This is a genomic window from Flavobacterium daemonense (assembly GCF_007341385.1).
Lineage (GTDB): Bacteria > Bacteroidota > Bacteroidia > Flavobacteriales > Flavobacteriaceae > Flavobacterium > Flavobacterium daemonense.
This window is the reverse complement of the sequence record NZ_VJYD01000003.1, coordinates 391,793-405,910: the sequence shown is the minus strand read 5'-3', so window position 1 is coordinate 405,910 and position 14,118 is coordinate 391,793. Positions and strand designations below refer to the sequence as shown.

10 protein-coding genes are annotated in these 14,118 nt (G+C 33.6%); 1 reads left to right on the top strand and 9 read right to left on the bottom strand.

Annotated elements, in window-relative coordinates; genetic code table 11:
* Nucleotides 1-192: 192 nt before the first annotated feature.
* Nucleotides 193-1,995, top strand: coding sequence for a hypothetical protein (locus FND99_RS06225; RefSeq protein ID WP_144337100.1), 1,803 nt, complete (start codon nucleotides 193-195; stop codon nucleotides 1,993-1,995).
* Nucleotides 1,996-2,065: 70 nt separating this feature from the next.
* On the opposite strand, the gene FND99_RS06220 is transcribed toward FND99_RS06225, so the two are convergent.
* The 9 genes from FND99_RS06220 to dtd all read right to left on the bottom strand — a co-directional run bounded on the left by FND99_RS06220 (nucleotide 2,066) and on the right by dtd (nucleotide 14,050).
* A complete protein-coding gene (locus FND99_RS06220; protein ID WP_144337099.1) occupies nucleotides 2,066-2,494 on the bottom strand; it encodes a YMGG-like glycine zipper-containing protein in 429 nt (142 codons plus the stop codon).
* Between the two features lie 398 nt (nucleotides 2,495-2,892).
* Nucleotides 2,893-4,167, bottom strand: a complete 1,275-nt coding sequence (kynU, locus tag FND99_RS06215; protein ID WP_144337098.1) for a kynureninase — start codon at nucleotides 4,165-4,167, stop codon at nucleotides 2,893-2,895.
* Between the two features lie 335 nt (nucleotides 4,168-4,502).
* Nucleotides 4,503-5,552, bottom strand: coding sequence for a tRNA preQ1(34) S-adenosylmethionine ribosyltransferase-isomerase QueA (gene queA / locus FND99_RS06210; RefSeq protein WP_144337097.1), 1,050 nt, complete (start codon nucleotides 5,550-5,552; stop codon nucleotides 4,503-4,505).
* Nucleotides 5,553-5,902: 350 nt separating this feature from the next.
* Nucleotides 5,903-7,132, bottom strand: a complete 1,230-nt coding sequence (locus tag FND99_RS06205; RefSeq protein ID WP_144337096.1) for a 3-phosphoshikimate 1-carboxyvinyltransferase — start codon at nucleotides 7,130-7,132, stop codon at nucleotides 5,903-5,905.
* Between the two features lie 132 nt (nucleotides 7,133-7,264).
* On the bottom strand, nucleotides 7,265-7,591 hold the full coding sequence (locus FND99_RS06200) for a nucleotide pyrophosphohydrolase (RefSeq protein WP_012022600.1): 327 nt from the start codon (nucleotides 7,589-7,591) through the stop codon (nucleotides 7,265-7,267).
* Between the two features lie 2 nt (nucleotides 7,592-7,593).
* Nucleotides 7,594-9,585 carry a DUF3857 domain-containing protein gene (locus FND99_RS06195; RefSeq protein WP_144337095.1) on the bottom strand — a complete coding sequence of 664 codons (1,992 nt, stop codon included), beginning with the start codon at nucleotides 9,583-9,585 and terminating at the stop codon, nucleotides 7,594-7,596.
* 3 nt (nucleotides 9,586-9,588) lie between these two features.
* Nucleotides 9,589-11,598, bottom strand: coding sequence for a DUF3857 domain-containing protein (locus FND99_RS06190; RefSeq protein ID WP_144337094.1), 2,010 nt, complete (start codon nucleotides 11,596-11,598; stop codon nucleotides 9,589-9,591).
* 28 nt (nucleotides 11,599-11,626) lie between these two features.
* On the bottom strand, nucleotides 11,627-13,534 hold the full coding sequence (locus FND99_RS06185; RefSeq protein ID WP_144337093.1) for a DUF3857 domain-containing protein: 1,908 nt from the start codon (nucleotides 13,532-13,534) through the stop codon (nucleotides 11,627-11,629).
* A 63-nt stretch (nucleotides 13,535-13,597) separates the two neighbouring features.
* Entirely contained in the window at nucleotides 13,598-14,050 is a 453-nt protein-coding gene (gene dtd / locus FND99_RS06180) for a D-aminoacyl-tRNA deacylase (protein ID WP_144337092.1), read from the bottom strand.
* Between the last annotated feature and the right edge of the window lie 68 nt (nucleotides 14,051-14,118).

Here is a 14,118-nt window from a genome sequence, read left to right as displayed (position 1 = left end):
TCCACGAGTAACTCCGCAACGAAAGTCCGATCTTTGTCGAGCTTCTTGCGGAGATTCCTCGTTCCTCGGAATGACAAGATTGAGGGTAGCTCGTTGGCAAAAAAACATTCTCAACAACTTACAAAACTGATAATTATCACGTTTTTAAAAAATCCTTTTTTCAATATTTGTCTTTATTTTAATTTAAGACAAATGACAAAAACGCCTTTACATACTTTCCACATACCGGTAATGGGACTTGCGTATACAATTGACAGCCCAATTCGTGTGGCGCAATACGGAATCTCGTCTGTAATTTCAATTGCTGACGATGAGTTGATTGAAAAGATGCGTAATTTTTATAGCACTAAATTTAATTTTCCGTATGAAGAAATCACTCAGAAATTTCATGATTATAGAGCCGAAAGAATTAAATCTTACTTAAACTTAGTCGATAAAATCGTAAAAGAAAAATTCGAAAATTTCAAAACTGAATTAACCGAAAGCAAAACAGCTTTGGAAAACTTCATGTCGATTTTACCCAATACTTCCGACATTAAAAAAGGATTTCAGAATTTATTGGATGATGGAATCGCTTTTAAAGAAAATATTCAGAATTATATTGAAACCCATCTTTTTTCAGGCGAAATTGACGTTAACATCATGACGAAACTTGACAAAGACAATTTTGCCAAAAATGAACAGCTTCCAACTGAATTTAACGATGCTCATGCCGCTTTAAGAGGTTTTGCAAACAGTAATCTGGAATCGTCTGTTGTACTTTCTGCCGGAATGAATCCGCGATTGTATAGTTATTTTGAAAACTTCAAAGATTTTTTTCCGAATGAAAAGAACGAACTGAAAAAGAAAATTATTCTAAAAGTAAGTGATTTTAGATCGGCAATGATTCAGGGAAATTTCTTGGCAAAAAAAGGGCTTTGGGTTTCTGAATACCGAATAGAATCGGGATTAAACTGCGGTGGTCACGCTTTTGCCACTGACGGACTTTTATTAGGTACTATTTTAGAAGAATTCAAGCAAAAAAAAGAGCAATTGGTACAATCCGCCCACGATTTAATGATTAAAGCTTTACAGGCAAAAAATCAGCCTATACCCGAAAATCCTTTAGAGATAAAAATTACGGTTCAAGGCGGCGTTGGAACTGCAGAAGAACATGAGTTTTTATTAGATGAATATAAAGTAAATTCTGTTGGCTGGGGTTCGCCTTTTTTATTGGTTCCTGAAGCAACTTCTGTAGATCAAGAAACTAGAGATTTGTTGATGAACGCAAAAGAAAATGATTTTTATTTGAGTAATATTTCGCCTTTGGGAGTTCCGTTTAATACGTTGAAAGGAACAACAAACGAGTTTTTAAAACAAAAACGAATTCATGAAAACAAAGCTGGAAGCTCGTGTCCAAAGAAATTTTTAGCGCTAAGCAAAGAATATGATCCACACGGAATTTGTACGGCTTCAAAAAAATATCAAGACATAAAACTGGGAGAGTTGGAAAGCAAAAAAGACATTTTAAGCGACAGCGAATTCGAAAAAAGCAAAATCAAAATAACCGAAAAATCGTGTTTATGTGTTGGTTTAGCAAACGCTTCGTATCTTGAAAATGACATTAAAATAAAAGGCCAGAATCAAGGAGTAGTAATTTGTCCGGGGCCAAATTTAGCTTATTTCGATCAAGAAGTTTCTATAAAAGAAATGTTGCAGCATATTTATCAAGGAAAATCTATTTTAAGAACTAATGATCGTCCGCATGTATTTGTGAAAGAATTGAAAATGTATGTTGACTATTTTAGAAATGAAATTGAAACTGTTTCTGGAGAAATTACAACGAATCAGCTTAAAAAATGGAATACTTTTAAAGCGAATATTTTAGAAGGAATTGAATATTATCAAAATTTGTTTTCTTCTACTTTTTATTTCAAAAATGAAGAAGAAAAAATCAAAAAGCAATTCGATTTCTATAAATCAGAATTGAACGCTATTCAGATTCCCAATTCATAATTACTTAAAACAAAAACGCCGATTTAAATGTTCTAAATCGGCGTTTTTTAAATTTATAGTATCTAAAAATCTATTCTTTCTTTTTCTGTTTACTGTCGATCACAGCACCTGTTCCAGTTCCTAAAGCAGCACCGGCTAAACCGCCAATTATTGCTCCTTCACCTTTTTTCTTGCTCACGATTGCTCCAGTTGCAGCTCCTACACCAGCACCAATTACAGCGCCTTTAGCAGTTGCACTCCAGCCTTTCTTTTTAGGTGTTTCAGCGGTTGCTGTTCCATCTTGTTGATGAACTACTACAACTTTTTGCTCTTGAGCTTTTGCTTTTTCTGCTTCTAAATTAGCCATTTGTGTTTTCATTGAGTCTATAACACGTTGTTTGCTAATTTCAACTTTCATAGAATCAATACTGGCTTGTTTTGCTATATTGATATCTTTTTTTCCTTGATTTTGACAAGAAACTATAGATAAAGCGGCAAATAATATATATAAGGCTTTCATGATTGTAGTTTTAAAAATTATTACACTACAAAATACGGAATATCTGGTATAAAGTTTATTACAGAATTTTTTGGAAAGTTTATAAGATTAGAAGATTTGGTTGAAATCTCGGAGCGTTTTTATTAAAAGTAGAATATATTAATCTCGCAAAGACGCAGAGGCGCAAAGTTTAATGTTTTAAGTTTAATAGCTTACAGCTTTAGCTGAATAAAACAAATAGTCAAATAAAAGGCTTTAGCCAAACTAGTATAGTTCGGCTAAAGCCTCCTTAAATTTCATCTTTAACATCTCCAGCCAAAGCTAGAGGCAATTCAGAAAAAATCTTTTTAATCCTTATAATCCGTGGCTTTAAATAAAAAAACTTTGCGTCTTCGCGACTTTGCGAGATTAATTCACTCTTACTTCCCTAAAATTCCTTTTTTCAAAATTTGCCCAAAATCATACATATCTTCATATGAGCAATACAAAGGAACTGGTGCCAAACGAATAACATTGGGTTCACGCCAATCTGTAATTACTCCGTTTTTCATTAAATAATCGAATAAACTTCTTCCTTCACCATGCAAGAAAACAGAAAGTTGCGAAGCCCTTTCTTCAGGATTTGTCGGCGTAATGATTTCAAAAGTGCTTTCTACTTCTTTATCAATTTCATGCAGAATAAATTCCAAATAAGAAGTAATATGATCGCGTTTTGCAATTAATGCGTCCATTCCAACCTCAGCAAACATTTCAACAGAAGCTAAATATGGCGCTAAAGACAAGACCGGAAGATTACTGATCTGCCATCCTCCTGCCCCATGAACGGGATCAAAATTTGGCTCCATTTTAAAACGACGCTCTTTATTATGTCCCCACCAACCGGCGAATCTTGGCAAATCGGCATTATGATGTTTTTCGTGAACAAAAACTCCAGAAGCATTTCCTGGTCCTGAATTCATGTATTTATAACTGCACCAAGCAGCGAAATCAACATTCCAATCGTGAAGTTCTAATTTAATATTTCCCGCTGCGTGCGCTAAATCCCAGCCTACTTTTGCTCCGGCTTTTTGCCCTGCTGCTGTAATCGTTTTAATATCGAAAACTTGTCCTGTATAATAGTTTACGCCACCAATTAGAACCAAAGCCAATTCGTCGCCAACTTCTTCAATTTTTGCCAAAACATCTTCAAGACGAATATTATGTTCTCCTTCACGGCGTTTGATTTCTATAATCGCATCTTCTGGTTTGTATCCGTGAAAATTTACCTGACTCTGAAACATATATTGATCTGACGGAAAAGCTTTTTCTTCGCAGATAATTTTATAACGTTTGCCTTTTGGCTGATAAAAAGAAACCATCAATAAGTGAAGATTCACAGTCAAAGTATTCATCACAGTAACTTCTGACGGAAGCGCTCCGACAATTTTACTTAACGGTTCAGCAAATCTTTCCTGATAATCCCACCAAGGTTTCTCTGCATAAAAATGACCTTCAACAGCCAATTCTGCCCAGTCATTCATTATTTCATCCACATAAGCTTTAGTACGTTTTGGCTGTAATCCTAATGAATTTCCTGTAAAGTAAATTACTCGTTTATCATTTACTTTAGGGAAAATAAATTCTTGTTGGTAATGGTTTAATGCGTCTTTCGAATCTAGCTCTCGTGCAAATTCGCGTGTATTTTGAAAAGTCATTGTGTTTTTGTTTTGGGTGCTAAAATAACAAAATTTGTTTGTTTTGTTTCAGATTGATATGCTTTGTGCGTTTTTTAACGCAAAGAGCGCAAAGTCTTTTTTTATCAAGGCTAACGTTTATAAACGCTAAGTTCGCAAAGCTTTGCGTTCTTTTGCATTTGGCAAGCACAAACTGAGCACAAAAACCTTGCGAACTTTGCGTTTAAAATTTCTCAACGAATGTCAAACTTGATCCCGAAGCTTCGGGAGAAACCTAAAACTTGAAACCATTTAAAACCAGAAAACCCGACAGGTTTTTAAAACCTGTCGGGTTTGGATCTGAAAATAATCTCAGATTATAATATTAACATCGCGTCTCCGTAAGAATAGAATTTGTATCCTTCTTTGATTGCTTCTTCGTATGCTTTTTTCATTAGATCGTGACCACAGAAAGCAGAAATCATCATTAATAATGTTGATTTTGGCGTGTGGAAGTTTGTAATCATACAGTTTGCAATACTGAAATCGTGAGGAGGGAAAATAAATTTATTTGTCCATCCTTCGTAAGGATTCAAAGTATTAGCAGAAGAAACTGAACTTTCGATGGCGCGCATTGAAGTTGTTCCTACAGCACAAATACGTTTTTTCTTCGCTTTTGCTTCGTTTACGATATCACAAGCTTGCTGATTGATGATCAATTCCTCTGAATCCATTTTGTGTTTAGACAAATCTTCAACCTCAACTGGGTTAAAAGTTCCTAAACCAACGTGCAATGTAACCTCAGCAAAATTCACTCCTTTGATTTCTAATTTTTTCAAAAGGTGTTTAGAGAAGTGCAATCCAGCAGTTGGCGCCGCTACAGCTCCTTCTTCTTTTGCGTAGATTGTTTGGTATCTTTCAGCATCTTCAGCAGTAACTTCTCTGTTGATGTATTTAGGAATTGGAGTTTCTCCAAGTTCTGTCAATTTGTTTCTGAATTCTTCATAAGATCCATCGTATAAGAAACGTAAAGTTCTACCACGAGAAGTTGTATTGTCGATTACCTCAGCAACTAACGAATCGTCATCACCAAAATAAAGTTTGTTACCAATACGGATTTTTCTAGCAGGATCAACTAGAACGTCCCATAAACGTTGCTCAGAATTTAATTCTCTCAATAAGAAAACTTCAATTCTCGCTCCCGTTTTTTCTTTGTTTCCGTACAAACGTGCCGGGAAAACTTTTGTATTATTAAGAATCAAAACATCTCCATCATCAAAATAGTTGATAACGTCTTTAAACATTTTGTGTTCGATAGTGTTTTTTTTACGGTCAATTACCATTAAACGAGATTCATCTCTGTTTTCTGCTGGAAATTCAGCCAAAAGTTCTTTCGGTAAATTGAAATTGAAGTGTGATAATTTCATATTTGAATTATTGATTTTAGAGTGTAGATTTTAGATTTTTTATCTAAAATTTTAAATCGCTTGCAAATATACGATTGTGAAATAGGCGTTGTCAAGTGTTTTGGCTTTTATTTTCAAAAGTCCTTGATTTTGTGAGGTTTCGAGATGAGTTAAAAAACGCTTTTTTTACCATATAAGTTATATAAGTTTATTTTAGCTGGGTTTTATATACAATTTTAAACCCGACAGGTTTTAAAAACCTGTCGGGTTTGCTCTTAGATGCGCATAAAAAAACCTCTGGCTGAAACCAGAGGCTATGTTTTATGCGCTTTTATTTAATTGAACATATCATTTATATGGTTCAAAAAATTTTATAATTCTGAAATTTGAAAGTTTAAAGCTTTTAAATCATTCCAAAAATCTGGGTATGATTTTGAAACTACTCCTGCATCTTCAATAATAATTGGAACCTTAATTGCTAATGGAGCAAATGCCATCGCCATTCGGTGATCATTGTAAGTTCCGATTTTCACATCGTGGTTAATAGTTGAAGATTTCACTAAAGTCAAACTGTCATTAGTAACCGAAATATTAGCACCTAATTTTGTCAATTCAATTCTTAATGCTTCAAGTCTATCAGTTTCTTTAATTTTTAAAGTATGAAGACCTGTCAAATGACATCCAATTCCTAAACCTAAACAAGTCACAACAATTGTCTGTGCAATATCTGGTGTATTATTCAATTCAAAATTTACATCTTCATATTTAAAATCGGCTACTTTTTCCAAAGTCATTTTATTGTTTTGGAAACTCGTTTTTACTCCCATTTTTTCATAAAGAGAAACTAACTCCGAATCTCCTTGAAGACTATTTTCTTTGTAACTGCTCAACGTAATTTTTGCAGCATCGGCCAAAGCCACAAGACTAAAGAAATAAGAAGCCGAACTCCAGTCTGATTCCACAACCATTTCTTTTGATTCAACAGCTTCTTTAGGGAAAACTTTAATTACGTTTCCTTCAAAACTTGTTTTAATATCCAGATCCGTCAGCAAAGCCAAAGTCATTTTGATATATGGAATCGAAGTAATTTCTCCTTCTAAAGTCAGCTCTAAACCGTTTTCTAGTTTTGAAGCTACTAATAAAAGAGCAGAGATATATTGACTGCTCACATTTGCAGCCAAAGTAACTTTTGAAGCCGTAACTTTTTTTCCTTTAATTCGAATCGGTGGATAACCTTCTTCTTTTTCATAAGAGATTTCAACTCCCAATTGTCTTAAAGTATCAACCAAAATTTTTATCGGACGCTCCTGCATTCTGCTTGAACCTGTCATTACCACTTCTCTGCCTTCGTTTACAGCAAAATAAGCTGTTAAAAAACGCATTGCGGTTCCAGCGTGGTGGATATCAACAATTTCATCATTGCCAATTAATGCTTTCTGCATTACCTCGCTATCGTCAGAGTTTGAAGTATTGGCTAAAGAAATATTTGGAAATAAAGCTTTTAGTAGCAATAAACGGTTCGTTTCGCTTTTTGAACCTGTAATATTTAGTTGCGAATCATCAATTGTAAATGGTGAATTCGTGCTTAATTTTAAATTCATTTTTTTAATTGTAAGTTGTGAATTGAATTATGAATGATGAGAAACATAATTCAGCCCCGCAATTTACCACTCCCCATTCATAATTCAAAATTCAAAACTCATAATTCAAAACTTATAATTGAAATTTCACAATTATTTCAATTTATCATTGTTTTTGTGACGATCTTTATCTCTAACCGATTTTAAATCCATCTTTTTATCAAAAGCCGCTTGCAAATCGATTCCCGTTTGATTCGCCAGACATAAAACCACAAAAACAACATCGGCTAATTCTTCGCCTAAATCTTTGTTTTTATCGCTTTCCTTTTCAGATTGTTCACCGTAACGACGCGCAATAATTCTTGCTACTTCGCCTACTTCTTCTGTAAGCTGTGCCATATTTGTCAATTCGTTGAAGTAACGAACGCCGTGTTCTTTTATCCAAGTATCAACGTCAAGTTGTGCATTTTTCAAATCCATTTCTATATTTTTTTAAGAACAATTTTTTCATTTTGACTGGCAATCATTTTCTGAAAAAGATCTTTCAGTCCGTTGTAATCGCCAGCTGCAAAAATACTATTGTTTATTTCTTTCATACAGACAATCTGAATTTTATTTTCCAGTTTTGAGATGTTTAAAGTAAATGTGATTTCTTTATTTTCTGATGTAATGCGAATTGGGTTTGGCATTGCGGTTACTTCTAATCCTTCTGGAAGCTGTAAATTCAGGCTGATTTTCTCCTGAGTTGGATATCCAAAATAAATTCCCATCTGCCTTTTTTCCTGATTAAAAGGATTTTTCGAACTCGTAAAAAACAAAAGCGGATTAATAAACATTTGTCCTCCAATAATTTCAACCATATTATCAGATGCAAAATCAAAAGTTTCTGTTACCGGATCTGAAAAATTGGCTTTAGCATTTTCGATTTTGTAATTCGAAATTTTCAAATCACCTAATTGTTCTTCATATTTCTCAAGATAATTTTCTTGATTTTTTTCTGAATTTTTTATTCTGAAATAATATGCATCATAATCTGTTCTTTGAATTCTGATCTTGCCGTCAATTTTTCCGTTATCGTCCATTTTAGCCAAAACGCTAGAGGTTTCTCTTGACAATGTTGTTGGATCTAAATTGATTTCCTGCGAAGATCCATCAATTTTGATCAATCTTCCTTTCCAGTTTAAAACGTTCAATGGTAAAATATTCGGACTTGTATATTTATGTGTGGCATCTAGCAAAACTAATTTTCCGTCTATGAGTGCGCCCGCAATTACATAATTAAATCCAGTTCTTGTTGGGTAAACCGGCACGCCATTTTCAATCGTACTTACCAAAACCGGATTTGCGTCAATACCGCCTAATTTCAGCATATTGATCAAAATAAAATTAATTTCGGCTACATTTCCTGTCTGATCACTATATGCTTTTACGACTCCTTTATCTGTATAATAATCATTTTCTTCATTCCAATGCATTTTATTCTGAACATATTTGAAAATGATATTCATTCGATCATTCTGCGATTCAACGCCAGTCAATAATCGTTTGACATCTTCAACAAGAAAAGTCTTTTCGTTAAGTTCTTTTCCAAAATGTTCATTTTTGAAGATATTAGTTGCAACACCTTCCCAAGTTACAGAATAATCTTTGTCTGGCTTATCAGGATAACGAATTCGCTCGATCTCAAATTGAAGAGCACCTCTGTAATTATCCACATTATTTACATAAGGTTCTTCAGTCAAAGCAGGAACATCTTTTCCTTTATAAAAAGTATTGATCTGCTTATAAGAAAGAATTCCAGATTGATTATGCTCATTCTCATAACTTTGACTTTTTCCTACCAATTTAGAATCCGTTTCTATTGGATAATTTCCAATTGAGATCGACTTATAAATGTAATACTCCGGAATTTCTGTTTTGTATTCGAAATAATTGACAGGAATATCGTATTGAAATTCAAAATCAGGCAATTTTAGAAGATTCTCGGATTTCAAAACGTATTTATATTCAATAACCGAACCCACTTTTACATTCGGAAGTGTTATTGTTTTTTCTTTCCAAAATTTATTTACCTTGTTCTTGAACGCTCCCTGATTATCGAGTTTTGTTTTTACAATTGCGCCATTTTCAAGATTATAGGTTATAGCGTTTGAAAACTCTAATCGATCTTCGTTTAAGTTCTCATAACCAATAAAAAATCTCACTTTCTGATCGGCCCATTTAAGCCCCTCTTTTTTATAGATTTTGATTTTAAATTCGTAAACATGATTTGCTGAAAAACCTTTATCGTTACTATAAGTAAAAAAAGTTCTTCCTTTTTTAAACAAAATAGCGGCCGGAGCCGCTGTATCTTTTGGACATGCTTTTTCCTGAAGTTCGGCAATAGTAACTTTTCCCAGTTCGGAATTTTGAGCCTTGACTTTTGAAATTCCCAAAATCATGAAAACCGAGACAATCATTAAACCTAATTTCATTCTTTATATTCTTTTTAAAACTATTTTCTCTGTTTCTTTTGCAATCATTCCTTTGTAATATTCTTTCAGCATTTCATATTTTTCGGCAGAAAAAATAGCTTCATTAATTTGGTTTGCGATGCTTACTTGTAATGTATTTCCGTTTGTTGCAACGTTGAATTTAAAACTTCCCGCATTGTCTTCCATATTTATGATTGCTGGAGCAGGCAATGTTTCAACTGTGAAACCTTCTGGAATTTGGATAGTGATATTGTATTTATCCAGTTGCGGAAATCCAAAATCAACTGGATATTCTCTAACTTCCTGCTTAAACGGATTTTTGTCATTTGCAAAAAACAACATTGGATTAACGTATATTTTACCACCTATAATCTCGCACAAATCATTTCCTGTAAAAGCATATGTTTCTACTGCAGGCAGTAAAATTTCTTTTTCATTAGTTCGAGTATAATCACTGATTTCGATTTTTCCGCTTTTATTTTCTAATTTTTCAAGATAATCTTCCTGCTTAACGCCGTCAATTCTTTCTCTGGTAATCATTGCCATGTGATCTGTGTATTGTCTTCTGGTTTTTCCAGAAACTTTTCCATCAGCATCTATGCTATAACTCAAAAAGACAATATCATTTGATGCTTTTTTTGGTGTAAGCTCAATTTCTTCAGAAGTTCCATCCTTGCGAATCAATCTTCCCGTCCAGTTAATCGTTCTGAAAGGAAGAATATTTGGTGTTGAATATTTATTTGAAGCATCTAATAACAAATTCCCTTGTGGTGTTTCAACAGCCGCTACAACGTAATCAAAAGCAGTTCTGTTAGGAAATAAAGCAATTCCGTTTTCGCGCGTACTCAATAAAACCGGATTTGCAGTCAAACCTGCGTAACGAAGCATGGAAGTCAGCATTAAATTTATATCTCCAATGTTTCCTGTTTTTTCTTTGTATGCTTTTTTAACGCCATTATCGCAGTCATAACCGGTGTAGCCATTCCATTTTACATTTGCTTTCACATGATTTAAGATTGCCCAAATTTTTTCCTCAGGAGTATTTTTATCAGCAAGAAGCACTTTTAGATCATCTTCATAATAGCCAGTTTTATTCAATTCAGGTCCAAAAGTTTCGTAATTGTAAATTGTTTTCACAACAGATTCCCAATCTGTAGAATATGGTTTCATGGGCTCATTTGGAAATTTCACCATAGCTAATTCGTGCTGAATACTTGAAACGTAATTATCCATATTATTCACAAAAGCTTCTTCTTTCATTGCAGGAAAATCTTGTGCAACGTAAGTGGTTTGATTTTCAAAATAATCAATTTTATCACTTGTAAACTCTGTTTTTGAAATATAAAAACCGCTTCTTTCTTTACTATTAATAGTAAATGATTTGTTATTTTTAGTTGTAGAAACTTTTGGTGAAAGATATCCTTTTGCTCTAGAATTAAAAACATAATACTCTGGAATACAAGTAACAAATTCTGAGTAATTTACAGGTATAGTTTCTTGAAAATCCCATTCTCTAATTGAACGGCTAGGGCTTTTAATAGTATAACTGTACTCAATTACAGAACCTTCTTTTACATTTGGCATTGTAATTTTCTTTTGAGCTCTGTATTTATTCAAAACTTCATCAAAAGTTCCTTCAGATTTTAATTTTGTTTTTTCGATTTTACCGTTTACTAAATTATACGTGTAAGCATCCGAAAAAGAAACTTTTTCAACAAAGTTTGGCTGTTTATAATACCAAACGGCTTTATTAGCCCAATCATATCCTTCTTTTTTATAAATTTTGATACGCGCTTCAACATCGGTCACGGTAATAAATCCTTCTGTTGGATCAAACTCAATTCGTGCTTTTCCTTTTTTATACAAAATAGCGGCCGGTGCTGCTGAATCTTTAGGATGCATTTTCTGTTCTAATTCCGCAACAGATACTTTTCCTAATTTAAACTCTTGTGCGGTTGCTTTTGAAACAACTAAAAGCACAATCGAAAGGCTTAAGATTTTAATTAATTTCATTGGGGTTAGGTCTTGGTTAATTTATTGGTTAGTTTTTGGTCAATATAATTTTTGCGTTGTCGTTTTTTGAAATCTGTTCCATAAAAAGACGATATTCATCATATTCTTTATTTGAATATTTTCCTTTGTTTAGAAACATACTTCGTTTGTAGATAAGCTTATTGTTGTCTTTTTTAATGATTTCGGTTTTGTATTCACCAAATTTTCCTTTCAGCTCATAATTTTGAGGAAGAAACTCGATAGCAAAACCAGCAGGAAGATTTACTTCGATTTCATCAGAATCTAAATAACCACGCTGAATCTGGAATGGATTTTTTCTGTTTCTGATACGCTTTACGCTTCCCGTATTTTGATTAAAAGCGTCAATAGCAAAAATCATTTTGTTAGCTGAAATTGAAGCATAATTTATAGCGCTCAACTGTACGTCTTCGGTAAAACGGACATTTTCCTTATCATTTGAAAATGTAATTTTACCTAATTTCAAATTATTGATGTTGTCCCAATATTCTTTATAATGCGCTTCTTTTTCTGTTGGCTGATAATTTTCAATTCTGTATTTCAAACTGTATTGAGAACCTTCAGAAGTTATCGAAATTGAGCCCGAAAAATGTCCATTTTCGTCAATTGTGTAAGTTCCTTTATCTTTTTGGATATTGCCTTTATCATCGTAAATTTTTGTACGAACAATTTCACCGCCATCCGGTTTTATGATCAAAACATCTCTATCGTCAGTAAAAGTTCCTTGGTAACCAAAAGGATTATCTTGACTTGTGCATTCTAGAAAAGTATAATTACCGCCATTTGGAATTGCCAATATCATATGATTTCCCTGCATAGAAACAAAATCTGACTGAATATTAGCCTTATCCGGATCGCCATATAAAATTGTGTTGTAAGAAGGTACATCAACAGCTTGCAAAAGTGCTTTTGTATAATTTGACAATGCCTTGCAATCGCCATATCCTAAACGGTCAACATCGCTGGCCAGCATAGGTTTCCAACCTCCAATTCCGATTGCGATATTTACATACCTTGATTTTTTTTGAACATAGTCATAAATAATTTTCGCTTTCTTGATCGGGTCTTTTTCATCACCAACAAGAGCTTTCATTTTAGATACGGTTTCTTCTGGCAAAGTTGTAGTTCCAGTTAAGATTTTTTCTCCGTACCATTTTCCAAATGCTTCCCACGTAGTTGCGGTTCCATCAACGCCTTCTAGATGAAATTTCTCCAATCCCATCATAACTCTTGGAAACAAATCATCTGAAGATGGACTTAAATCTTCTGATTTCTGAACCAAAATATTTTCGGCCGTATAACTAAGTTTTGTAGCTGATTCTTCCGCTTTTTTTATGTTAAATCCAGCAAACTGAAATTCCTTTTTCTTGAAACCCAAATCGCTTGGAAAAGAAACATTCAGCGCACATTTTTCCACGCTTGTATTATAACCGCCCAAAAAGTACCATCTTGGAATAAATGCCGTATTTGAAGTTTCGGTTTCGCACGTATAGGCAACCGTAAACGGATATGCAATTGGAGTATAATTTAAATAAACGACACGGCTGTCTGAAAAAAGCGTACTGCCGCTTACAGCGCTTTGATCACTAAAATCTTTTCGTTTGATTTTTTTAATTTCATTTCCGGCACCATCATAAATTACTGCTTCAATACTCGTTATCGAAGTAGTTTTATCATAATGTTGGTAGGCATCAATATGACCAAGTCCCTTTTCATTTAAGACTGTAACAACTCTTTGAATTTTGGTAGTCATGCTTCGTTGAGAAGCAATATTAATATCCATTTGATCTAATCGAACAACGGCATTTGCATTTTGTTTTAGACTGTCTGCAATTGAAGTGGCATTATAATTAACCTTTTGCGCAAACGAATTAAGGGCAATTAAACATAAAAATAACGAAAAAAAAGGGCTTTTCATTGGTAAGTAATTTCTTCAAATATATATTTTTTTTAGAAATTCTTAACATTTGTGAAACTTTTTTTAGTCTCGATTTTTGCTGTCCATAACGATCGTTACAGGTCCGTCATTTAAGAGTCTGATTTTCATATCCGCCCCAAAAATTCCGGTTTGTATTTTTTTATTGAACTCTTTTTCTAAAGCTTCAACAAAGCGTTCATACATTGGAATAGCAAAATCAGGTTTTGATGCTTTTATATAAGATGGACGGTTTCCCTTTTTTGTAGAAGCGTGAAGTGTAAACTGGCTAACAACAATTATTTCGCCGTCAATATCCTGAACCGAGCAGTTCATGACATCATTTTCGTCGCCAAAGATTCTCATTTTTATGATTTTACCAGCAAGCCAGTCAATATCTTCCTGAGTATCGGCATCTTCAATTCCAACTAAAACCAATAATCCTTTTTGAATAGCAGCTACTTGATTTCCTTCAACGGTTACTGATGCTTCTGAAACTCTTTGTAAAACAATTTTCATTCTTATTTTGATCTAAATGTAGCATAATTAATTAGCCGCAGATTACACGGATTAAACAGATTTAAAAT